This is a genomic window from Streptomyces sp. NPDC030021, from assembly GCF_055574035.1.
The window spans coordinates 83,387-106,066 of sequence record NZ_JBVIAH010000028.1; the positions used below are offsets into that span (position 1 = coordinate 83,387).

20 protein-coding genes are annotated in these 22,680 nt (G+C 72.6%); 11 read left to right on the forward strand and 9 right to left on the reverse strand.

Translation table 11 applies throughout. The annotated features are described in order from the left end of the window. The first annotated feature begins 344 nt into the window (after positions 1 to 344). From ACZ4YL_RS36900 to ACZ4YL_RS36915, 4 genes are all read left to right on the forward strand, one after another. Positions 345 to 2,351, forward strand: a complete 2,007-nt coding sequence (locus ACZ4YL_RS36900; RefSeq protein ID WP_468122476.1) for an AAA family ATPase — start codon at positions 345 to 347, stop codon at positions 2,349 to 2,351. A 113-nt stretch (positions 2,352 to 2,464) separates the two neighbouring features. Beyond that, complete coding sequence (locus ACZ4YL_RS36905; protein WP_468122478.1) at positions 2,465 to 3,991, forward strand: MFS transporter; 1,527 nt, start codon at positions 2,465 to 2,467, stop codon at positions 3,989 to 3,991. A 52-nt stretch (positions 3,992 to 4,043) separates the two neighbouring features. Further along, positions 4,044 to 4,484 carry an SRPBCC family protein gene (locus tag ACZ4YL_RS36910; protein WP_468122480.1) on the forward strand — a complete coding sequence of 147 codons (441 nt, stop codon included), beginning with the start codon at positions 4,044 to 4,046 and terminating at the stop codon, positions 4,482 to 4,484. 91 nt (positions 4,485 to 4,575) lie between these two features. Next, positions 4,576 to 5,940 carry a carotenoid oxygenase family protein gene (locus tag ACZ4YL_RS36915; RefSeq protein ID WP_468122482.1) on the forward strand — a complete coding sequence of 455 codons (1,365 nt, stop codon included), beginning with the start codon at positions 4,576 to 4,578 and terminating at the stop codon, positions 5,938 to 5,940. A gap of 183 nt (positions 5,941 to 6,123) precedes the next feature. Here the strand turns inward: ACZ4YL_RS36915 and ACZ4YL_RS36920 are convergent, their stop codons facing one another. Then, positions 6,124 to 6,480 (reverse strand): carboxymuconolactone decarboxylase, encoded by a 357-nt coding sequence (locus ACZ4YL_RS36920; protein ID WP_468122484.1) that lies wholly within the window; start codon positions 6,478 to 6,480, stop codon positions 6,124 to 6,126. A gap of 213 nt (positions 6,481 to 6,693) precedes the next feature. Here ACZ4YL_RS36920 and ACZ4YL_RS36925 point away from each other — a divergent pair, with 213 nt between their 5' ends. Together ACZ4YL_RS36925 and ACZ4YL_RS36930 are read left to right on the forward strand one after the other, a co-directional pair. Further along, a complete protein-coding gene (locus tag ACZ4YL_RS36925; RefSeq protein WP_468122486.1) occupies positions 6,694 to 7,875 on the forward strand; it encodes a UDP-N-acetylglucosamine--N-acetylmuramyl-(pentapeptide) pyrophosphoryl-undecaprenol N-acetylglucosamine transferase in 1,182 nt (393 codons plus the stop codon). Between the two features lie 50 nt (positions 7,876 to 7,925). Next, positions 7,926 to 8,780, forward strand: a complete 855-nt coding sequence (locus ACZ4YL_RS36930) for an alpha/beta fold hydrolase (RefSeq protein WP_468122488.1) — start codon at positions 7,926 to 7,928, stop codon at positions 8,778 to 8,780. On the opposite strand, the gene ACZ4YL_RS36935 is transcribed toward ACZ4YL_RS36930, so the two are convergent. Further along, positions 8,777 to 9,637, reverse strand: coding sequence for an NAD(P)H-binding protein (locus tag ACZ4YL_RS36935; protein WP_468122490.1), 861 nt, complete (start codon positions 9,635 to 9,637; stop codon positions 8,777 to 8,779). The two genes, ACZ4YL_RS36930 and ACZ4YL_RS36935, sit on opposite strands and share 4 nt — an antisense overlap. After that, positions 9,634 to 10,080, reverse strand: a complete 447-nt coding sequence (locus tag ACZ4YL_RS36940) for a nuclear transport factor 2 family protein (RefSeq protein WP_468122492.1) — start codon at positions 10,078 to 10,080, stop codon at positions 9,634 to 9,636. Before ACZ4YL_RS36940 ends, ACZ4YL_RS36935 begins: the two co-directional genes overlap by 4 nt. A gap of 95 nt (positions 10,081 to 10,175) precedes the next feature. Here ACZ4YL_RS36940 and ACZ4YL_RS36945 point away from each other — a divergent pair, with 95 nt between their 5' ends. Further along, a complete protein-coding gene (locus ACZ4YL_RS36945) occupies positions 10,176 to 10,787 on the forward strand; it encodes a TetR/AcrR family transcriptional regulator (RefSeq protein ID WP_468122494.1) in 612 nt (203 codons plus the stop codon). Positions 10,788 to 11,128: 341 nt separating this feature from the next. Here ACZ4YL_RS36945 and ACZ4YL_RS36950 read toward each other — a convergent pair whose 3' ends face one another. Further along, a complete protein-coding gene (locus ACZ4YL_RS36950; protein ID WP_468122496.1) occupies positions 11,129 to 11,266 on the reverse strand; it encodes a hypothetical protein in 138 nt (45 codons plus the stop codon). A 226-nt stretch (positions 11,267 to 11,492) separates the two neighbouring features. Continuing rightward, the gene (locus ACZ4YL_RS36955; RefSeq protein WP_468122498.1) at positions 11,493 to 12,410 is read right to left on the reverse strand and encodes a LysR family transcriptional regulator; all 918 of its coding nucleotides are present in this window, start codon (positions 12,408 to 12,410) and stop codon (positions 11,493 to 11,495) included. Positions 12,411 to 12,488: 78 nt separating this feature from the next. Here ACZ4YL_RS36955 and ACZ4YL_RS36960 point away from each other — a divergent pair, with 78 nt between their 5' ends. Beyond that, entirely contained in the window at positions 12,489 to 14,057 is a 1,569-nt protein-coding gene (locus tag ACZ4YL_RS36960; RefSeq protein WP_468122500.1) for an aminotransferase class I/II-fold pyridoxal phosphate-dependent enzyme, read from the forward strand. A 178-nt stretch (positions 14,058 to 14,235) separates the two neighbouring features. On the opposite strand, the gene ACZ4YL_RS36965 is transcribed toward ACZ4YL_RS36960, so the two are convergent. The 3 genes from ACZ4YL_RS36965 to ACZ4YL_RS36975 form a co-directional block, all read right to left on the reverse strand. After that, the gene (locus tag ACZ4YL_RS36965; RefSeq protein ID WP_468122520.1) at positions 14,236 to 14,523 is read right to left on the reverse strand and encodes an SHOCT domain-containing protein; all 288 of its coding nucleotides are present in this window, start codon (positions 14,521 to 14,523) and stop codon (positions 14,236 to 14,238) included. Between the two features lie 27 nt (positions 14,524 to 14,550). After that, a complete protein-coding gene (locus ACZ4YL_RS36970; protein WP_327387368.1) occupies positions 14,551 to 15,027 on the reverse strand; it encodes a DUF6325 family protein in 477 nt (158 codons plus the stop codon). An 87-nt stretch (positions 15,028 to 15,114) separates the two neighbouring features. Next, positions 15,115 to 15,765 carry a GAP family protein gene (locus tag ACZ4YL_RS36975; RefSeq protein WP_468122522.1) on the reverse strand — a complete coding sequence of 217 codons (651 nt, stop codon included), beginning with the start codon at positions 15,763 to 15,765 and terminating at the stop codon, positions 15,115 to 15,117. Positions 15,766 to 15,836: 71 nt separating this feature from the next. On the opposite strand from ACZ4YL_RS36975, the gene ACZ4YL_RS36980 reads away from it, so the two are divergent. Both ACZ4YL_RS36980 and ACZ4YL_RS36985 read left to right on the forward strand, forming a co-directional pair. Next, entirely contained in the window at positions 15,837 to 16,838 is a 1,002-nt protein-coding gene (locus ACZ4YL_RS36980; RefSeq protein WP_468122502.1) for a YhjD/YihY/BrkB family envelope integrity protein, read from the forward strand. A gap of 90 nt (positions 16,839 to 16,928) precedes the next feature. After that, entirely contained in the window at positions 16,929 to 18,374 is a 1,446-nt protein-coding gene (locus tag ACZ4YL_RS36985) for a DUF2252 domain-containing protein (RefSeq protein WP_468122504.1), read from the forward strand. A gap of 176 nt (positions 18,375 to 18,550) precedes the next feature. Here ACZ4YL_RS36985 and ACZ4YL_RS36990 read toward each other — a convergent pair whose 3' ends face one another. Then, positions 18,551 to 19,855, reverse strand: a complete 1,305-nt coding sequence (locus ACZ4YL_RS36990) for a hypothetical protein (RefSeq protein WP_468122506.1) — start codon at positions 19,853 to 19,855, stop codon at positions 18,551 to 18,553. A 455-nt stretch (positions 19,856 to 20,310) separates the two neighbouring features. Between ACZ4YL_RS36990 and helR the strand changes: the two genes are divergently transcribed. Beyond that, positions 20,311 to 22,476 (forward strand): RNA polymerase recycling motor ATPase HelR, encoded by a 2,166-nt coding sequence (gene helR, locus ACZ4YL_RS36995; RefSeq protein WP_468122508.1) that lies wholly within the window; start codon positions 20,311 to 20,313, stop codon positions 22,474 to 22,476. Positions 22,477 to 22,680 lie beyond the last annotated feature (204 nt).

Consider the following 22,680-nt stretch of genomic DNA (forward strand, 5'->3'; position numbering starts at 1 on the left):
TTTCAAGTCCTCCAAAAAAACACCCCCCTTGTCAACTGATCAACCAAAAGGAGGAACTCCTGTCCCCACCGGGAAAAAGAACCGACCCCTGCGCGGAGCGCCGCTCCGCGCAGGGCCCCGTAGCCCGATCGAGCCTCCAGGGTGTGCGGCTCCCGGCGGGAACGACGACGACACGGCGTCCGTGACGTCCTCCCGGCCGGGCACGCACCGCCCACCCGCCGTCACGCCCGGCCCCTCCATGAGGAGGCCGGCCCGGCTTCGCCAGATCGGAGCCAGGTGGTCCGCGAAAGATCCCGGACCGCCGCGATCGCTGTCCGCTGCTGGAACAAAGGGATGGAGCCGCCATGGTGTCCGTGGGGGAAAGACTGAGCAGGGCGCGCGTACGCGCCTTCGTCGGCCGGGACGAGGAACTCGGGCGCTTCGGCGAGGCGTTGGCCGGTGATCCGCAGGCGCCGTTCGCGTTCTACGTGTACGGGCCGGGCGGCATCGGGAAGTCGACGCTGCTGCGGCGGCTGGCGGACCACGCGCGGGCGGCCGGCCGGCTGCTCGTCGAACTCGACGGCCGGTTCGTCAGCCGGGACCCGGCCGATTTCGAGCACGCCGCCGGACCGTTCCTGGACGTCCCGGGCACGGTCCTGTTCGTGGACTCCTTCGAGCACTGCCAGTGGCTGGAGAGCTGGCTGTGGCACCACTTCCTGCCACGCGCCGCGGACGACACCCTGGTCGTCCTGGGCGGCCGGCGCGCTCCGCAGCCGCAGTGGGCCGCCGACCCCGCCTGGTCCCGGCTCCTGCACGTGAGCGAGCTGGAGCCGTTCTCCGCGGAGCAGGCCCGGAGCCTGCTGGTGGCGGCGCAGATCCGGCCCGAACTGCGCGACCGGGTGCTGCGCTTCGCCGGAGGCAACCCGCTGGCGCTGTCGCTGGCGGCCGCGGCCGGATCCGAGGGCTGCGGCCGGGAGGAGATCTGGGCGCCCACGGCGGACGTACTGCGCACCCTGCTGGCGGGGCTGATCGGGGAGGTTCCCACGGCGGCCCACCGCCGCGCCCTGGAGGTGGCGGCGCAGGCCCACTCGACGTCCGAGGAGCTGCTGGCCGCGGTCCTTCCCGGGGAGGACGTTCATCCGCTCTTCTCCTGGCTGCGGGACCTGCCCTTCATGGAGTCCACCCTGCGGGGCGTGTACCCGCACGACGCGGCACGCGAGACGCTGGCCGCCGACCTGCGGTGGCGGGCGCCCAACGCCTTCGAGGCGATGCGCCAGCGCCTGGCGGACGAGTACCTGCGCATCCTGCGCGAGGCGCCCGAGGAGCGGGTGTGGACGGTCACCGACGATCTCTTCTACCTGTTCCGGGAGGGCGCGACGCTGGCCCGGCTGCGCTCCTGGTCCCGCGAGGACGAGGTCCACGACCGTCCTCTCCATCCAGACGACATCGATGTCATCCTGGGCATGGCCACCGAGACGGAAGGGGCCGCCTCCGCGGACCTGGTCCGATACTGGGCGCAGCGCCAGCCGCAGGCCTTCAGCGTCTACCGGCTCGTGAGCACGGGCCGGATCGTGGCGTTCACAGCCCGGCTGGCCCTGCCCTCCCCTGCGGATGCCCAGGACCTGGCCACCGATCCCGTCGTGGCCGCCGCGTGGCGGTACACCGAGGCCACCGCGCCGGTGAGCCCCGGTGAGCACATCGGGGTCAGCCGCTTCTCCATCTACCCCGAGCAGTACCAGGTGCCCTCGCGCGTCATCGACCTGAGCAGTTCCCGGGCCCAGGCGGAGGCGGCCCGCGCCCGCGGGCGCGCGTACGGTTTCGCCGTCTTCCGGGACGCCGAGACCTGGGCCGAGCGCGTCAAGGGCACCCTGGCGGACACGGGGGCGCGGCCGCGGGTCGGTGAGTACACGTACGGGCTGTTCGGCGTCGACTGGCGCCAACTGCCGGTGGAGTCATGGCTCATGCACTTCATATCGGCCACCGAGGCGCCCGCTGCCCCGTCCGGCCCGTCGCCCGTCTCGCGCACCGCGTTCGACCAGGCCGTACGCGAGGCGCTGGCCCACTGGCGTGATGCGGTCGCGTTCGCCGCCTGTGCCCTGGTGCGTACCCGTCTCGCGGCCGACCTCGGTGATCCCGTCGGGGAGTTGCGTGCCCTGCTGCGCCGGGCCGTCGACGACCTCGGGCTCGACCCGCGCGGGGTGCGCGCCCGCGAGGCCCTCACGGCGGGCTACTTCTCCGGTGCGCCCACCCAGGAGGCAGCGGCCCGCCGCCTCGGCCTTCCGTACGGCACCTACCGCCGCCACCTGCGCCAGGGCCTGGACCTGCTCTGCGAGGCCTTGTGGCAGCAGGAGTTGCACGACCCGCGTCAGTGACGGCGGACGCCCGCCTTCGCCGCGGCCGGATGGACAGGTGCGGACAGGAGTGGACAGTGGCCATCCCGGCCGGGCCTGGATAGTGGACACCGTCCGCGCCGAGTCTGTGCGACATGAACGTTGCACTCACGCAGACGGGCCGGGCAGCAGGCCGGGCCCCCGGGCCGGGAGCGGTGCTCGCCGCGCTCGCCGCGGCCCAGTTCACCGTCATGCTCGCCACCTCGATCGTCAATGTGGCGCTGCCGCAGATCCGTGCGGGGGCCGGCCTGTCGGACGGCGGGACCACCTGGGTGGTCAACGCCTACGGCCTGGCGTTCGGCGCGCTGCTCCTGGCGGGCGGACGGGTTGCCGACCTGCTCGGCCGCCGCCGGGTGCTGGCCGCCGGGCTCGCCCTGTTCGCGCTGGCTTCGGTGGCGGCGGGACTGACCACCTCCGCCGGCGTGCTGATCACGGCCCGTGCGGTGCAGGGCGTCGGCGCCGCCGCGATCGCCCCGGCCGCGCTCGCCCTGGTGATGGACCGGTTCCCGCCCGGCCCCGGGCGCGGCAGGGCACTGGGGGTGTGGGGAGCGGTCTCCGGCGCGGGAGCGGCGGGTGGCGTGCTGCTGGGCGGTGTGCTCACCCAGGCCTGGGGCTGGCCCTGGATCTTCCACTCGGTGGCGCTCGGAGCGGCGGTGGTGCTGGCCGCCGTGGTGGTGCTCGTGCCACGGGACGCGTCGGCGGAGGCCAGCGGAAAGGACGAGCGGCGGCGCGGGCGGTTCGACCTGCTGGGCACCGCGACCGTCACCCTCGCCCTGACCTGCCTGGTGTGGGGACTGACCACCGCACGCGGCGCCGGCTGGACCGACGCCCGGGTGCTGGGCTCCCTCGGCGCCGCCGCCGTGCTGCTCGCGGCCTTCTACGTGATCGAGCGCCGTCGGCCGAACGCGCTCATACCGCCGCGGCTGCTCACCACCGGGCGGGTCGCCGCGGGCAATCTGCTGATGGCGCTGCTGGGGTCCGTATGGATCGCCCTGTTCTTCTTCCTGCCGCTCTACCAGCAACAGGTCCTCGGGATGAGCCCGCTGGCCACCGGAGTGGGACAACTCCCGCTCGCCATCGCCCATATGATCGGCTCCGCCCTCGCCCCGCGGGTCGCCCGGGTCATCGGTGCCACCGCGACCGTGACCGCGGCCCTGCTGACCGAGGCGGCCGGTCTGCTGTGGCTGTCGTGGATGCGGGCGGACGGGAGCTACCTCGTCGACGTCCTCGGGCCGGGCATCCTGGTCGGACTGGGCCTGAGCATCGCCTTCGTCCAGCTCACCGCGCTCGCCGTGGACGGCGTACCCCGGCAGGACGCGGGACTGGCCGGCGGACTGGTGAACACCACCCGGCAGGTCGGCGGCGCCATCGGACTCGCCGCCCTCGCCACCCTCGCCGGCTCCGTCACCACCCACACATCCACCGGCCAGCCTCCTCTCGAAGCCCTCACCGCCGGATACCGCGCCGCCTTCACCGTCTCCGCCGCCGTCCTCGCCACCACCGCACTCCTCGCACTGTTCCTCACCCGCCGCACCGGGGCGCGTACCCCGGCCGCCGCCACCGCCCTGCCCGCCACGGACCCGGGAACCTCCCCGCTCTCCGCCGCCGGGCCGGCCCGGTAGATCAGCCACAGCCGCACCACCGACACATCTCATCCAGACAGGAAGTACAGCCATGCTCACCATCGACGAGACCGCTCCCGTGATCGTCCGCCTGAGTACCGTGATCGACGCCCCGCTCACGACCGTGTGGGCGCTGCACACCGACGTCGCGGCCTGGCCCGCCTGGAACACGGACATCGACCGGACCGAGGTCGACGGACCGCTGCTGCCCGGCAGGTCCTTCAGCTGGCTCACCCACGGCCTGGACATCACCTCCACCGTGCAGGAGCTGGTCCCCGGTGAGCGGATCGTCTGGGGCGGGACCGTCGAGGGCATCGTCGGCATCCACGTGTGGGCCTTCGAACAGTCCGATGCCGGGGTCGTCGTCCACACCGAGGAGTCCTGGAGCGGCGCCCCGGTCGACGCAGAGACCGACGAACTCGGCAAGGCGCTCCACGACTCCCTGGAGGGCTGGCTCGCCCACCTCAAGAGCCGTGCCGAACAGGCCGTCTGACCGGGCACCACATCCGCGCTTCCGCGCACCCGCAGTTCCACGCATCCACGTATCTCCGCGCATCCGCGCATCCACGAGAGGGATTCCTGCCATGACGACCACCCCGCCGTACCTGACCGGCCACTACACCCCCGTCGCCGAGGAGGTCTCCGCCTCCGGCCTCACCGTCGAGGGCACGCTGCCGCCCGAGCTGACGGGCCGGCTGCTGCGCAACGGGCACAACCCCAAGCCCGGTGTCACCCCCACCCACTGGTTCAAGGGCAGCGGGATGGTCCACGGCATCCGGCTGCGCGACGGTCGCGCCGAGTGGTACCGCAACCGCTGGGTCCACACCCCCGCCCTCGACGGCGCGCCCTACATGACCGAACACGGCCCCGACCTGACCGCCAGCGCCGCCGGCACCCACGTCATCGAGCACGCCGGACGCCTCCTCGCGCTGTGCGAGGCCAACCTCCCCTTCGAGCTCACCCCGGACCTCGACACGGTCGGCGCCTACGACTTCGACGGCAAACTGCGCACCGCCATGACCGCGCACCCCAAGGAAGACCCCGTGACCGGGGAGCTCCACTTCTTCGGGTCCTCCCCCTTCCCGCCGTTCCTGACCCACTACGTCGCCGACGCCAAGGGCGCCATCACCCACAGCGCCGAGGTCCCCGGGGCGACCGCCTCCCTCAAGCACGACTTCGCCATCACCCGCCGCCACGTCGTCTTCGTCGAGGGCAACGTCACCTTCGACCACACCGAGAGCTCCGGCATCCCCTACAGCTGGAGCGACCACCAGCCCGCCCGCATCGGCGTCATGCCCCGCGGCGAGGACGGCGCCCGCCACACCCGCTGGTTCTCCATCGAACCCGGCAACATGCTCCACGTCTCGAACGCCTACGAGGACGGCCAGGGCCGCATCGTCCTGGAAGGCCCCACCGTCGACCGCGAGGGCTTCCGCCTCTCCTGGAACTGGTGGGTCGGCGCACCCGGACGCGGCAGCGAACCCGTCGCCCGCTCCTACACCCGCCGCTGGATCCTCGACCTGACCGCCGGCACCGTCGACGAACAGATCATCGACGACCTCCCCGTCGAGTTCCCCACGATCAACGAGGACTACCTCGGCGCCGAACACCGCTACCAGTACGCCATCTCCTTCCCCGACGAGAAGGGCTTCGGCGGCTACGGCATCGTGAAGTACGACCGCACCACCGGCGCCCGGCGCATTCACCAGATCGGCGACGCCCGCATGCCGAGCGAGGCCGTCTTCGTCCCCGCCACCGGCACCACCCGCGAGGACGACGGCTACCTCCTCACCGTCGTCTCCGATCTCAAGCAGAACGCGTCACAGCTCCTCGTGCTGGACGCCTCCGGCCTCGACCGCATCGCCACCGTCCACCTCCCCCACCGCGTCAGCTCCGGCCTCCACGGCTCCTGGATCCCCGACACCACCCTGGACGGCTCCGCGGGCTGACCCTGGGCGGGGATGCGCCGCGCTCTGCCGCATCCACCACCACCGCCGCCGCCCACCGAGAACGGCCCTCCCCCTGGGACCGGTTGCCGGAGCCGCGAGATGTTCGCGGCTCCGGCACACCCATGTGCCCAGCCCGGCAGGCGAAGCAGACGCAGCAGACGCGCAGGTCCGGCCGGGGAGGGATCAGGTCTTGTGGCGGCTTTCGGCTTCGGCGGTGGCCATGGCTTCGGCTTCGCTTTCGACCATGGCTATGGCGACGCCGAACGCCTGGGCTATGTGGCCGGCGGCCGACATGACGCGCGCGGTTCCCACCACGGGGGCGATCGCGACGAGCACGTCCTGCAGCTGCTCGACGGTGAAGTCGGCCTTGACCGCGGGGCTGATGTGGGCCAGGTAGGAGATGGCCGGGGCGTCCATGGCCACGAGGGCGGCGATGCGGGTGGTGATGAGTGTCTTCTCGTCCATGCCGCAGTGCTCGATGGAGTCGATGGTCATCGCGGCGAGCGTGTCGAGAACGGGAGCGTCAGACCTGGTGGCCATGTCGGAACCGCCTTTCGGTGCTGAACTGAGCCGGACGCGCCGACCCCGACCGCGGGGCCGGGAGCGTGTCGGCGGGTTGCCGTTTCAGCGTAGGCGTCCCCCGGAGCCCGCGCCCGTTGGGCCGTCCGGGCGAATACCCGCAGGTCGGGGGCGCCTCGCGGATGCTCGTGCCCCATCGGAGGCCGCGGGCGGGCCGGACAGTAGGGTTGCCGGATGGACGCTTCCTCGCTCTCCCGTCCCTTCCGGCTGCTCGTTACAGGCGGCGGGACCGGCGGTCACACCTACCCTGCCCTGACAGCGATCCGCACGTTGCGCGGCCGCCTCGCTGCCGAAGGGGCCGCGCTCGATGTGCTGTGGATCGGAACCGCGGACGGTCTGGAGGCGCGGGTCGCCCCGGCGGAGGGCATCGCGTTCAGGACGGTCGCCACAGGGAAGATCCGCAGATCGGCGAATCCCCTGAAGATGCTCTCGGCGGCGAACGTCAAGGACATGGCACGGGTGCCGCTCGGCGTGGCCCAGGCCCGTACGGTCGTGGCCGAGTTCCGGCCGGACGTGGTCCTGGCGACGGGCGGGTACGTTGCCGTCCCGGCCGGGCTGGCCGCCCGGTTGTGCAAGCGCCCTCTGGTGCTGCACGAGCAGACGGTCCGGCTGGGTCTGGCGAACCGGAAGCTGGCCGGTTCGGCGACGCGCATCGCGGTGTCCTCCGAGTCGTCGCTCCCGCTGCTGCCGGCCGAGGTGCGCGGCCGGGCGGTCGTCACCGGCAATCCGGTGAGGCCCGAGATCCTGACCGGACACCCCGACAAGGCGGTGCAGGCGCTGAACCTGACGGGGTTCGACAGGCGTCTTCCGACGGTCTACGTCACCGGCGGGGCGCAGGGCGCCCAGCAGATCAACGGTGTGGTGCGGGAGGTGCTTCCGTGGCTGCTGGGCCACGCGAACGTCATCCACCAGTGCGGCCCGGCCAACGTCGACGGCCTCCGGTCCGCTGCCGCGGGTCTCGATCCGGTCCTCGCGGGCCGGTACCACCTGACGGGCTTCGTCGGGCCGGAGCTGCCCGACGTACTGGCGCTCGCCGATGTGGTGGTGTCCCGGTCCGGGGCGGGCACCCTGGCGGAGCTGACCGCGCTGGGCAAGCCCGCGGTGTTCGTTCCGCTGGCCACCTCGGCCGGGAACGAGCAGGCGCACAACGCCCGGCACCTGGCCGATGCGGGCGCTGCGGTGGCCCTGCTCGGTGAGGTCACCGGGCGGACCCTCGCCGAGGCGGTCGGTCCGCTGTTGACCGACGCCGCCGGGCGGACGGCGATGGCGCAGCGTGCGCGTGCGTACGGGAGGCCGGACGCCGCGGACAGGCTGGTGGACGTACTGCTGTCCGCGGCGGCGGGAGCTTCCGACTGACCGGTGCCTCCCGTACGTGGGCATGATGGGACGGGCGAGGAGGAGCGGCGATGGCTGAGCGCGTGATCGGGGTGGACGGCATCGAGCTGTGCACCGAGTCCTTCGGCGATCCCTCCGATCCGCCCGTCCTGCTCGTCATGGGCCTGGGGGCCTCGATGCTCTGGTGGGAGGAGGGCTTCTGCCGGATGCTCGCCGCGGGCGGGCGCTTCGTGATCCGTTACGACCACCGCGACACCGGGCGGTCGGTCACCTACGCGCCGGGCCGCCCCGGGTACACCGCCGCGGACCTCGTCGCCGACGCCGTCCGCGTGCTGCGCGCCCATGAGATCCCGGCCGCGCACGTCCTGGGCGTCTCGGCCGGAGGGGCCCTCGCGCAGCTCTTGGCGCTCGATCACGCCGCCCGCGTCCGGTCGCTCGTCCTGATCAGCACGTCCTCCGCCGTGCCCGGCGACGATGAGCTGCCCCCGCCGACCGAGGAGTTCACCCGGTTCGCCGCGGCCGCCCAACCCGATCCGTCGGATGCCGACGCGGTGATCGGCCACCAGGTCGCCTACGCGCGCGTGCTCGCGGGAGGGCGGCGCCCGTTCGACGAGGCCGCCGCCCTCAACCTGCTCCGCCGCGACGTCGAGCGCGCGCACGATTTCGGCGCGGCCCGCCACCACGACTCGCTCACGGACGGCAAGGTCTCACGGGCCCCGCTGTCCTCGATCACCGTACCCACGCTGGTGATCCACGGAACCGCCGATCCGATGTTCCCGCTCCGGCACGGTGAGGCACTCGCGGAACGGATTCCCGGGGGCCGGCTGTTGGCTCTGCAGGATGCCGGTCACGGGGTCGAGCGAGCCGACTGGGCGACGATCGTCGCCGCGATCCTCGACCACACCGCCGCGGGCTCTGCCGACTAGGCCGAGAGCTCCCGTACGGCGACCGTCCGGAAGTCGTGGGGCGGGCGGCCGGTGAGGCGGTGGACGGTGTCCGTGGTGCGGTCCTCGGCTCCTTCGGAGATGGACCGGTCCATCCCGGCCAGCATCGTGGCGAACGCCGGTGGGATGACCGCGGCCAGGCGGTCGCGCATGGCCTCGTAAGTGAGGTGGTGGTGGACCACCTGGCGGCCGGTGACCTCGGTGAGGAGTGCGGCGATGTCGTCGTGGCTCAGGGGCTCCGGGCCGGTCAGGACCAGGTCGGTGTCGGGCGCGCGGTCGTCGGTGAGGGCGCGGGCCGCGACAGCGGCGATGTCGTCGGCGTCGACGAATCCGACCCGGCCCGTCCCGGCCGCGGTCAGGATGACGCCGTCGGCACGGATGCTGTCGGCGTGGGCGTGCGTTCCGGTGAAGTTCTGCATGAACCAGGAGGGGCGCAGTACCGCCCATTCGTCGAACAGGCCGGGCAGGGCCCGGTGCACCTGTCCGACCGCCGGGCCGCCCTCGGTGATCGCCGAGGAGCTCAGCAGTACGGCGCGGCGTACGCCGGCGGCGCGGGCCCGGTCGAGGAAGGGCAGCATGACCGCGGCCGGGTCCGGGTCGCCGACGGGCGGGACGAGGTAGACGCGGTCGGCCCCCGCGACGGCGTCGCCGAAGCAGGTGGGGTCGTACCAGTCGAAGCGGACCGGCTCGGCGCCCGGGAGCGGCGTGGCCCGGCGGCTGCCGGCTTTGACGCGCCGGCCGGCGGCGACGAGGTGCGCCGTGGTGCGGCTGCCGGTGGTGCCGGTGGCGCCGATGACCAGGGTGGTGCCGGTCGGGGTGGTGGGGGCGGGGGCGGTCATCGGGCGCTGCTCCTCGTGGGGTCGGGGTCCGTCATGAAGGCCGCCCCGGGTTCGCGGACGGCAAGTGGGTTCCAGTAGTCGCGGTAGGAGGTGAACTGCCCGTCCTGGACGGTCACGACGGCGATGTAGGTCATGTCGAAGGGGCTCCCGGTGGCGACCAGACGGCCCACTCCGCGCATCTCGACCACGATGGTGCCCGGGTCGGTGGTCTCGTGGATCCGCAGGTCGGGGAAGTCGTGCAGGTCGATGTGGTCGGGGTAGTCCCGCATGTAGGCGGCGATGGCCTCCCGCCCCTCCAGCCGCCCGGGCCACCCCGGAGGGGCGAACGGGAACTCCATGGCGCCGTGCTCGGCCCACAGGCCGACCCAGGAGGCGATGTCCTTGTCCAGGAGCAGGCGGAGGCTATGGCGGTACAGATCCGGGGGTGAGGTGGTTGCGGGCACGACGGTTCTCCGTCCACTACGATACGGACCGACGGTCCGCTTCTCTCTCCGAAAGATACGGACCGGCGGTCCGTATTGCAACCGGAGGGAACCCGATGACCGTCGAACGCAAGCCGCGCAAGGACGCGGTCCGCAACCGGGCGGCGGTCTTCGCCGCCGCCGACACCCTCTTCGCCCGCTGCGGGAGTCCCGAGGAAGTCACCATGGCCGATATCGCGGCAGCGGCCGGCGTCGGCAAGGCAACGCTCTTCCGCGCCTTCGGCGATCGCAACGGACTGATCCGCGCGCTCTACGAGGCGCGGCTCGAACCGATCCGGGAAGCGGTCGAACAGGGCCCCCAGCCGCTGGGACCGGCCACCCCGGCGCCCCTGCGCGTACCGGCCCTGCTCGACGCCCTCCTGTGCTTCAAGCTCGACAACCGCCACCTCGCCCTTGCACTGGAGGGAAGCGGCGCGGACAGCCCCTACCGGACGGAGCACTACGAGCAGTGGCACACGCTGCTCCGGGACCTGCTGCGGCTCGTCCCCGGTCCGGCCGACACCGACTTCTCCGCCCACGCCCTGCTCGCGGCCACCCGGGCCGACCTGGTCGCATATCTGGCCGGCGAGAAGGGCGTACCCCGCGAGGAGCTCCGGGCTCAGCTGGCGGGCTTCACCGCGGCGGTCCTCGACGCCCGTGCGGGACGGGCACCGGCCGCCGGGGAATGACCGCCCGCCCCCGCAGGCAGCCGTGTCTTCGCGGGATCGGCCGATGGTGTGGCCGGGGGACGCACGGCGGGCCTGGCCCGTCGTGGTCCTCTCCTTCGCCTCGCCGCGGTCGTCGCCGGGCTCGGGACCCGGTGATACGTGGAACCGGCAGGCCTCCGGCAGCCTGGGCCAGGCGTCCCGCTCCAGCTCGTCACCCAGGCGGTCCAGCAGGATCCGGTGCCGTACGTCGCAGGTCGTGGCGGCCGGCCGGCCCGGAGCCCCGTGCGCGGTGGCCCGCAGGAGCCCGTCCACCTCACGGCGCAGGGCCACGGACGGGCCGAGGCCGGTGTACGGCCTGGACATCACCGCCCGCGCGCCGTCACCCACCGATCGCCGGACGGCCGCGGCGCGCCGTCCGCGAACCGGCGTCCCGCCGCCTGCCCCGTAGCGGGCAGCAGGACGTACACGGCGTCGGCGGTGGCCGCCACGATCGCACCCACTCGGCCTGGCTGACCAGCGCCGGGTCCGCGCCCGGCGTCGCTCCCGGTGCCAAGGCGGTGAGGCGGAACTCCGTACCGGGGCGCAGTCCGAGCAGGTCCGCGGCCTCGTCGGCGGCGGCCCGGAACAGTGGAGAACCGCGCGCAGCATGTCCCGCCGCATGCGCCCCTCGGCCTCCGGCAGGTCGGCGGGCGCAGGAGGTGAGGGGCCGCGAACCGCGCCGCGGGCTCAGGCCGCCGCCCAGCGGTCCGTGATCAGCGCGGCCTGCTCCCGCAGCGCCTCGATCAGTTCCTGGGCGGCGCCGGCGGAGGTGGACCGCAGTACGGCGACGCTGATCTCCCGGGCGAGGTCAGGTCTGGCCAAGGGGCGTACGGCCAGGTCGGGGCGGTGCGGCCCCAGGGCGAGCCGCGGTACGAGGGCCACGCCCGTCCCCGCGGCCACGAGGCCCTGGACCACCGCGTAGTCGTCGGTACGCATCACGTGCAGGGGCTCGTACCCCTCCTGGCCGCACGCCCATGCCAGCACGCGGTCGCAGGGGTCGTGCGGGTCGGCGGCGCCCACCCATGCGGTGTCCCGCAGATCGCCGAGGGACACCTGGTCCCGCACTGCGCAGGGGTGGTCCTCCGGCATGACCAGGAGCAGCGGATCGGACAGCAGCGGGTGGACTTCGAAGTCCTCGTCGAGGTCAAGGCTGTCACCCGGCTGCGAGAAGACGAGGGCGGCGTCGAGCTCTTTGGCCCGCAGCCCGCGCAGCAGCAGGGGAAGCTCGCCCTCGGTGAGCGAGATGTGGACCCCTTGCTGGTGGAGGCGCTTGACCGCGGGGGCCAGCAGCAGGGCGCCCGCCGTGGGAAACGTGCCGATGTGCAGGGTGCGCATGCCGCGCTCGGCGAGGTTGCGCACCTCCAGTTCGGCGTGGCGCAGACGGTCGAGTACGGCTTCGGCGTGCGGCAGCAGGGCTTGGCCGAGCTCGGTCAGCGTGGCGCCGCGCGGTCCGCGCTGCACGAGCTGGGCGTTGAAGTGGGCTTCCAGGGCGGCCAGATGGTGGGAGATCGTGGGCTGGCTGTAGTGCAGCGCGCGACCGGCCGCGGCGAGCGAGCCCTCCTGCGCGATGGAGCGGAGTACCTGGAGCTGCCTCACGTCGAGCATATAGACATCGTATGGAGGGGTAACGAAAAGTCCACCATTCCTCAATGGCTGGACGGCTGTCACGCTCCGGGGGTGAACATGAGAACGACCGATCGCCGCACCCCCTCCCCTTCCCCCACCACCGAGCCCGCTGCCGCCCCGACCTCCCGTCCCGGCATCGGCCAGCTGGGGGCCCCGTACGCCGAGGCGGTGCTGGGCCATGCGGGACGGGACTGGCTGAGACTGAACGTCCCCGGCCATGCCGCCGCCCCGGGATCGGATCTCGCCGGTTTCTTCGGCTCGCGGATCGCGGCCCTGGACTTCCCGCCGCTGCTCGACGGGATCGACCTCGGCCCGGACACCCCGCTGGACAGGGCGCTGGCTCTGGCTGCCGAGGCCTGGGGCGCGCGGCGCACGTGGTTCCTGACGAACGGCGCTTCGCAGGGCAATCAGATCGCCTCGATGGTCGCCCCCGCCCTGGGACGCACGCTCGTCGTGCAGCGCAGTGTGCACTCCAGTGTGATCGACGGGCTGGTGCTGTCCGGCCTGGACGCCGTCTTCGTCCAGCCGTCCGTCGACCCGGAGCAGGGCATCGCCCACGGGGTGACCGCGGCGGACGTGGCGGCGGCGCTCGAACGGACACCGGACGCGGCCGCCGTGTACATCGTGTCCCCGAGCTACTTCGGCGCGGTGGCCGACGTGCGCGCCATCGCGGACACCGCCCACGCCGCGGGGGTACCGCTGATCGTCGACGAGGCGTGGGGATCGCACTTCGGCTTCCACCCCGGCCTCCCCGCGAACGCCCTCTCCTCGGGCGCGGACCTGGCGACTTCGAGTACGCACAAGCTGGCGGGCAGCCTGACGCAGTCGGCGATGCTCCACCTGGCGGAGGGCCCCTTCGCGGACCTGCTCGAACCGCTCGTGGACCGGGCGTTCCGGCTCGTGCAGTCCACCAGCGCGAGTGCGCTGCTGACGGCGTCGCTCGATCTCGCCCGAAGGAGTCTGGTCACCGACGCCGACAGGACGGGCAGCTCGGTCGAGGCCGCTGACCGGGTGCGGGCCGCCGTCCGCACGCTGGGCCGCTTCACGGTGGTCAGCGACGGGTTCCACGCCTTCCCCGACATCGTCGGAGCCGACCCGCTGCGCCTCGCGATCGGCACCCGGGCCGGCGGGATCACGGGCCACGAGGCCAGGCGACGGCTCTTCCGGGACCACCAGATCATGGTCGAAGTGGCGACCGACGCGGCGATCGTCGCCGTGATCGGCGCGGGGTCCGTCCCCGACACCGACCGGTTCGTGGAAGCCCTGCACACCCTGCCCTCCCCGCTCACCTCCGACTCGACCGAGACCGAGACCGGCACCGAGACCGGCACCGGCACCGGCACCGGCACCGGCGGCATGCTGCGGCTGCCGGCTCCCGGTGCCACGAAGCTCACCGCCCGCGAGGCGTTCCTGAGCCCGGCCGTGGTCGTGGCCGCGGAGGAGGCCGTCGGGCGGATCTCCGCGGACACCCTGGCGGCGTACCCGCCGGGCATCCCCAACGTCCTGCCGGGCGAAGTCATCACCGCCGAGGCCGTCCGGTTCCTTCAGCGGACCGCGGCCGCGCCGAACGGCCATGTCCGCGGCGCACTCGACCTGGGCGTGACGCGCCTGCGCGTCGTCGCCTGAGCCACCGGGCACGTCCCGCCGTCCCCGTCCCGCCCCGCCCCGCCCCGCCGGCACCCGCGACGTCCTGGGCAACCCCCAGCACGACCGGACCAAGGCATTCCTCTCCAAGGTGCGGTGAACCACGGAGGAGGGGGTACGGACCGATGTCCGTACCCCCTCCCGAGCTCCGGGGCCGGGGCTATCCCAGCAGTCGGCGCTTCTGCTCGGCGAACTCCGTCTCGGTCAGCACGCCCTGTTCCTTGAGGGTGCTGAGCTGCTTCAGCTGTTCGATCTTGGTGGTCATGTCGTCGGCCGGTGCCGCGGCGGGCGGAGGCGGCGGCGGTGCTGCCGCCTGCTGCTGGGCCTCCTGCTGGGCTTCCTGCTGCGCCCATCGGCCGCCCTGGCGGCGGGACACACGGTTGGACACGGCGGTGGCGGTTCCCGCGACGACGGCGGTGCGGGCGACCCCGCGAAGGAGTCCGGGCATGTTGCTCATCTCCAGGCTGTGTGGGCTTCACTCTCCGGCGGGCGGTTCCTCCAGGGCGTCCAGCGACGCCAGCAGGGCCTGCACGGGAATCCGGCCGGCGGCAACGAGCTGCGCTCCGCCGCGTCGCAGAGCACGGGCGAAAGGCGCCGCCCAGGTGTTCTCGTACACGATGACCCCGGCCGAGCTCCCGGGTTCCAGGGCGGCGGCCGCCTCCTGGATGTCGCCGCCGTCGAGCAGGCCGGACGATGCCCCCTCGAACACGGTGAGGTCGACCTCGCCGCCACCGAGGTCCTGGAGCTCCAGCGCGGTCACCGTGCCGTCCTCCTCCTTGCGGATGAAGGCGAAGTCGAAGATGCGGATGATGCCCCGGTCGACGAGGTCGACGAGGATCGGAAACCCCTCGCCCGTCATCCGGTTGCCCGGGAACTCGACCACGATGTAGTCGACCGGGCCGAGTTCGTCGATGTCGCCGAAATCGGCTCGCGGCTCGGTCTCGCTGCTCATGGCAGCTCCTGTCGCAGAGGGGGGAAGGTCATTTCATTCCAGCACGCCGCCCGCGCTCCCGCATGTCTGGCCGGTCCCGCCGGCCGGTCAACCGGTCAGCTCGTAGATGCTCTGCGCGGTCAGCCACAGGCCGAGCAGCAGGCAGACGAACACGATGGCCTCGTCCTTGTGCCCCTCCATCCACGTGCGCATCCGCAGCAGCCGGTCCTGGGCGGCCTCCGGCGCGAACACCATGTACAGCTCCGCGGCCAGCAGGCCGGAGCTGGCCAGCAGGCAGAAGCCGAGCAGGGCGACGAACGTGGTCGCGTGCGACGTGTCCGCCTGGACCACCGTCGTCGCGCCCGCCGCGACCATGCCCCACGGCTGGAGCAGCACGGCCAGGCCCGCCGCGGCCCACGGCGAGCCGACTTCCATGCGGGAGGGCTTCGGGGTGGTGTCCCGGACAGCCTTCACTTTCAGGCGGCGGTAGCGGCGCAGTCCGTAGACCACCAGCCACACCCCGATGGCCAGCTTGGCCGCGAGCGCCGCCACGCCGGGCGGGGAACGGGGCGCCGGGGGTTGGCCGCCGGTCAGCGCCAGCACGATCGCGATCACTGCGACGAGGTTGGCCAGCCAGGCCAGGAGGAAGGCCAGCCCCTTCCAGACCCCTCTGGGCGAGGACACCACGAGGATGAACGCCATCATGGGCAGCGGGTAGAGGGCGATGGCCAACGCGATGAGCATGAGGTCGAGGACCATGGCGCCCCAATCGTGCGACGACATACGACACTACGCACCGGACCGGGCGCCGACACCTTTTGCCCATCGAGATGCCGCCCTGGTCCGCGTCCACCAACCTGGACGCAGACGAAGGAGGCCGCCATGACGACGACCCGGCATGGGCCGTCCGTGCCGCACGCCGCTGCGGGCCGCTGATGTGGTCGGAGCGAAAGGCACGGTGGCGCAAGCGCTCCCGGGAGCTGGTCGCGGCCGCCAAACGGGCGCAGGAGCGGGCCGAGACCCGGTTCCCCGTGATCACCAATGTCACGGAGCGCATGATCGGCGTGAACATCTTCGACTCCGCCACCCGGCTGGCCGCCCAGTGTTTTCTGACCGCCGTACCCCTGCTCTTCGTCGTCGCCTCGTTCGCCCCGGAGGAGGTACGCGACCAGCTGGTCTCCTCCGTACGCACGATGTTCGGGCTCACCGGTCAGGCGAACGATCAGCTGAGCAACGTGTTCGACGGCTCCGGCGAGGACGAGGTCCGCAACGCGGTGGGAGCGGTCGGCGCCGTGATCGTGCTGCTGTCGGCGACCGCGGTGAGCCGTGCCATGCAGCGGCTGTGCAAGCGTGCCTGGCAGATCCCGCGGGGCGGGACGCGGATCGCGATCTGGCGCTGGTTCGCCTGGATCGGCGCCTGGATGGTCCTGCTGATCTTCCAGGGGCCGGTCCGCGACGGATTCGGACTCGGCCTGTGGCTCGGAATCCCCCTCACGCTCCTCCTCCAGACGGCAGCATGGTGGTGGAGCCAGCACCTGCTGCTGGGCGGGGTGATCCGGTGGCCCCCGCTGCTGCCCGGCGCGCTCCTCACCGCCGCCGCGGTGACCGCGCTGTCGCTGGGCGCGCGGGTCTACATGCCGAAGGCCCTCAACCGGTCGCTCGCCACGTACGGGTCCACCGGCTCGGTGTTCGTCATCCTGTCGTGGCTGATCGTGCTGTGCGTGGCGGTCGCCGTCGGCATCACCCTGGGCGCGGCCCTCGCGCAGGAGCCGTACCTGGCCCGGCGGCTGGGCAGCCCGATGCCGGGCAGGCTGCGGCAGGAGAGTCCCTGAGGGACGGCGGCGCCCGCAGGGCAGCGGTGTGGGGTGAGTGCCATGCTGGGAGACGGGGACAGGGCCCTGGTGGCCGGGAGGTCAACAACGATGACGAAGCACGACACGACCGCGACCGCAACCGCAACCACGACCACGACGGACGGCGGTCCCCGGCTCTCCGCCGAGGACCGGGCCGTGAACGGCCGGGCCGCCCGGGCAGCCTCCCCGAGATCCGCCCACGGAGACTTCGAGCCGGCCTCCGACCGGGCGGATCCGATGGAAGTCATCGAGCGGCAGTCCGCCGGCCGGTTGCAGGAGCTGGTGCCGATCCGCTACGGCCGGATGGCGGAGTCGCCGTTCCGGTTCTACCGGGGCGCCGCCGCGATCATGGCCGGCGATCTGGCCGGCACACCCGACTCGGGTATCCGGGTCCAGTTGTGCGGCGACGCGCACATGCTGAACTTCCGGCTGCTCGGCTCCCCGGAGCGGAACCTGCTGTTCGACATCAACGACTTCGACGAGACGCTGCCCGGACCGTGGGAATGGGACGTCAAGCGGCTCGCGACCAGCCTGGTCATCGCCGGGCGGGAGAACGGCTACTCCGAGCGCGATCGCGCGTCGATCGTGACCTCGGCGGTGGCCGGCTACCGCGAGCAGATGCGTACCTTCGCCCAGATGCACAACCTCGACGTCTGGTACGCGAGGGTGGACGAGTCGCACCTCCAGGCGGTGGCGGAGGGCGCGCTCCACACCCGCGGCCGCAAGAACCTGTCCGAGGCGCTGAGCAAGGCGCGCGGGCACGACAGCCTGCAGGCGTTCGAGAAGCTCACCGAGGTCGTCGACGGCCGCCGCCGCTTCGCCGCCGTGCCGCAACTGATCACACCGGCTTCCGACCTGCTGCCGGGTCAGGAGCGCGACGCGGTCGAGGACCAGATCCGGGACCTCGTCGGGCGGTACGGCGACAGTCTCCCGACGGACCGCAGACACCTGCTGCGGCAGTACTCCATCGTCGACATGGCCCGCAAGGTGGTGGGCGTCGGCAGTGTCGGCACGCGGTGCTGGATCGTCCTGCTGCTGGGCCGCGACGGCGACGACCCACTGATCCTGCAGGCCAAGGAGGCCGGTGAATCGGTGCTCGCCGCGTACGCGGGCGCCAGCGAGTACGCCACCCAGGGCGAGCGGGTCGTGGCCGGTCAGCGGCTGATGCAGGCCGCGAGCGACATCTTCCTCGGCTGGCAGCAGACGCACGGGATCGACGGCGTCGACCGGGACTTCTACGTACGCCAGCTGCGCGACTGGAAGGGCATCGCCGAACCCGCCCGGATGGTGCCGCGCGGCATGCGGGTCTTCGCCGGCCTGTGCGGTGTCACCCTGGCGCGGGCGCACGCCCGGTCCGGCGACCGGATCGCCATCGCGGCGTACCTGGGCCGTAGCGGCGTCTTCGACCAGGCGCTCGTGCGGTTCGCGGAGAGCTACGCCGACCTGAACGAGCGCGACCACCAGCGTCTGGTGGACGCCATCGCGTCCGGCCGGTTGACCGCCGTCGCGGCCTGATCCGGACCGGGCCGGCACTTCGGCCGGTCGGCCGACACGGTGACGGCCCCGAGCGGGGAGGCGAGCAGCCCGAGCCCGAGCCCGATGAGCAGCATGGGCACCGTGACGACCTCCGCGCCGGAAACCGGGGTGAGGGCCGCGGCGGGCCAGCCGTCCGCGGCCCGGCCGGCGCCCCGTCATGACGGGTGCGGACTCGGGGTCATCTCCTCGGCGGGGGCGGACGTGTCCTCGGCGAGGAAGTCCGTGACCGCGAGCGCGAAGAGCAGGGCGAGGGCGAGGCCCACGACCACCCAGCCGGTGGGGTAGGACCACAGGATGTAGACGATGACGGCGATCGCGACCAGGCCCCAGGTGAACCAGGCGCGGTGGCGCCGGATGAACGGGCCCACCGGGCCGGTGCGCAGGCCCAGCCGGTCCGCCGTGGCGCGGGTGGCGACGATGCCGGAGTGCCAGATCTGGCGGGCGGCCGTGGCGTACTTGCCCGGGCCGGAGAGCCAGGCGGCGAGGGCGATCACGATGCCGAGGACCACGACCATCCGGATCGTCGTGCGCAGCAGGCGGATCATCGCGTCGTAGACGGATCCGGCCGCGGCCTGGGAGACGGTGTCCGGGAGGGCGTTGAGGTAGACCGTACGGAAGACGGTCAGCCCGAGACCGAGGACGGCGACGGAGAACGCGACCGCGAGGGCCGCGGTGACCAGGATGCGGCGCCGGTGGGCGGAGAGCAGGACGCCCGCGGCGACGAGCAGCACGGCGATGATCGGCAGCCACAGGCCGAGGATCTCCAGAAGCCGGAAGCCCGTCTTGACCCGGCCGATGTCGTTGGACTGCACGACGGTGAAGTCGGTGTGGATCTCGGGGATCTTGGCCGCGACGCCCATCCCGGCGTCCACGAGCCGTGTTTTCACCTGTTCGATCACCGGCGCGAGGTCGATGGTCACCGCGTCGTTCTTGATCTCCACCGCGCCGTCGCCGCTGCCGGTCAGGGCTTTGACGAGTGAGGTGTGGATCGTGCGGTTGGCGTTGGTCCAGATCGTCTCGAACTGGTCCGAGGCGATGACGTCCTGCGCCTTCTCCTTCACGAAGCTGCTGACCGCGCCCTCCAGCGAGCCGCCGAGCTTGCCCAGAGCCTTCTGGAGCAGCGGCCGCTGGTCGGGGGCCACGTCCTCCAGGAGGGTGGCGAGGTCGAGGTGTTCCATGAGGGCGGCGGTGACGCGGTTCGCGGCGGCCGCCTGGACATCCGGGTCGGAGGCCAGCGGGGCGACGGTGGCGACGTAGCGGTCCGTGTTCCCCACGATGCTGGAGGTCCAGGACGCGACGACGCCCAGCGGGGCCAGCACGCAGCCGATGATGATCAGGAGTGCGGACAGCAGCGACTTCATCCGGTGCTTGGGCGGAGTCCGTTGCGCGGCCTCCGATTCCAGGGCGGCGACCCTGGCGCGCAGTGCCGCGAGTTCGCCCGCGCTTTCGTCACCCTGCATGGCTGACCTCCTACGGGGTCGGGAGCCGTGGATCCCGGAGGATCGGTGGATGACGCTGAACCTGCGCCGGAGCAGGCGGCTCCCCTTGCCCCACAGCCTGCACCGGCGCGCCGGGGGCGGCATCCGCAGTTCGGCCGTACGAATGAACGCGGCGGTTCGCCGGGTTCACCGGGCGGGGAGGGAGAGGCCGGGACGGGCGCGCTGCGCGCTGCCACTCGGCGGGGAGGACGTCCGTACGGAGCGGACGATCAAGGGAAGGGAGGAGTACCCACTCCTTTCCACTCTCAAGTTATAACGCACAGGGGGGCTTGCGGCAAGGCCCCACTCGTACCGCAGAATCGCTCCTCGAAGCCAGGACCTGCGGAAACGGGAGATCCCCATAGTGCGTGTGCTGTTGTCGGTTGACGGGTCGTTCGATGAGTTCGCGGGTGCCACCGCAGATCGGAGCTGCTGATATGGACTCCCTGACCACCACCAGTGCGTTCGACCTTCCCGCCCGCCTCTCCCCCAAGGCCGACCCGGCGTTGATCGGCGGCGACGAGAAGCACTTCGCGGCCGTCGCCGAGAGCCTCCAGCAGACGATCGGCGAGCTGTCCGACCGCCTGGAGGCACTGCGCAGGGCCCCCGGCGGCCTGGGCCGGGAGGCGATGGACCGGGACGTGGAGATCCACCGGCTGACGGGTCGTCTGCGGACCCTGCGGCGCTTCGGGTTGGACCTGTGCCTCGGGCGCATGGTCGGCGAGGACGACCCCGAGCCGGTGTACATCGGGCGGCTCGGCCTCACCGACGGCGCGGGGGGCCGGCTGCTGATCGACTGGCGTTCGCCCGCGGCCGAGCCGTTCTTCGCCGCGACCCACGCCAGCCCGATGGGGCTGGCGAGCCGCCGCAGGTACCGCTGGACCCGCGGCCGGATCGGTGACTACTGGGACGAGGTGTTCACCGCCGACGGGTTCGAGGGGCACGCCGCGCTCGACGACCAGTCCGCCTTCATCGCCGGACTGGGCAGCAGCCGGTCGCCGCGGATGCGTGACGTGCTCGCCACCATCCAGTCCGACCAGGACGCCATCATCCGCGCGGGCTCGCGCGGTGCTCTCGTCGTCGACGGCGGTCCGGGCACGGGCAAGACCGTCGTGGCCCTGCACCGCTCCGCGCATCTCCTCTACTCCGATCCCCGCCTCGGTCACCGTCGCGGCGGTGTGCTGTTCGTCGGTCCGCACCAGCCCTACCTGGCCTATGTCGCCGATGTGCTGCCCAGCCTCGGTGAGGAGGGCGTGCAGACCTGCACCGTGCGGGACCTCGTCGCCGAGGGGGCCGCAGCCCCGGCCGAGGCCGACCCGCGGGTGGCGTTCCTGAAGTCGTCCGCGGACATGGTGAAGGCGATCGAGAAGGCCGTCCGGATCTACGAGGAGCCGCCGGCCGAGGGGATGACGGTCACGACCCCCTGGTCCGACGTCTGGCTGAGCCCGGACGACTGGGCCGAGGCGTTCGAGGCGGCCGCGGGTACTCCGCACAACGAGGCGCGCGAGCTGATCTGGGAGGAGCTGCTGACGATCCTGCTCGACAAGTTCGACGACGAGGACCTCTCGCCCGACCTGTTCCGCAGATCGCTGCGGTACGACGAGGAGCTGGTCGGGACGCTCGACCGCGCGTGGCCGACGATCGATGCGGCCGATCTCGTCGGGGACCTGTGGTCGGTACCGTCCTACCTGCGGATGTGCGCCCCGTGGCTCACCCCCGAGGACGTGGCGCAGTTGCAGCGCGCGGACGCCCGGGCCTGGACGGTGTCCGACCTGCCGCTCCTGGACGCGGCGCGGCAGCGGCTCGGCGACCCGGAGTCGGCGCGGCGGCTGCGGCGGCGGGGCGCCGCGGTGGCGGCCGAACGTGAGCGCATGGCCGGAGTCATCGACGACCTGCTCGCGGCCGATGACGACGGTGAGGGCGCCGTGACGATGCTGCGCGGCAAGGACCTGCAGGACAGCCTGATCGACGAAGGCGCGCTGCCCGGCGCGGACCCGGACCTGCTCGCCGGACCGTTCGCGCACATCGTCGTGGACGAGGCTCAGGAACTGACCGACGCGGAGTGGCAGATGCTGCTGCTGCGCTGCCCGTCGCGCAGCTTCACCATCGTCGGGGACCGCGCCCAGGCCCGGCAGGGGTTCACGGAGTCGTGGCGGGAGCGGCTGGAGCGGATCGGGTTCGACCGGATCGACGTGGCCTCCCTGAGCATCAACTACCGGACGCCCGAGGAGGTCATGGCGGTGGCGGAGCCGGCCGTCCGGGAAGCGCTCCCGGATGCCAACGTGCCGGCGTCCGTCCGCAGCAGCGGCATTCCCGTCGTGCACGGATCCGTCGCGGATCTGGACTCGATCCTCGACGGCTGGCTGGACGCGCACGCCGACGGGGTCGCCTGTGTCATCGGCGCCGGCGCCGACGCGGCCGGCGCCTTCCGGGAGACCTCCCGGGTCCGGTCGCTGACCCCTGCGCTGTCGAAGGGGCTGGAGTTCGACCTCGTCGTCCTCGTCGACCCGCAGACCTTCGGTACGGGGATCGAAGGAGCGGTCGACCGCTATGTCGCGATGACCCGGGCGACGCAGCAGCTCGTCATCCTCACGAGTTCCTGACCCGCTCGTGGCGTCGGTCCACCGGCGGACGAGCAGGCCGGGCTCGGTCAGGTGCCGCCGGACGGGTCCGCGGTGTCGGCCGGCCGGGCGCGGCCGCCGGCTCCCGCAGGGGCGGGGGGGGGGGGGGAGAGGGGGGGGGGGGGGGGGGTGGGGAAGGGGGGGGGGGGGGGGGAGGGGGGGGGGGGGAGGGGGGGGGGGGGAGGG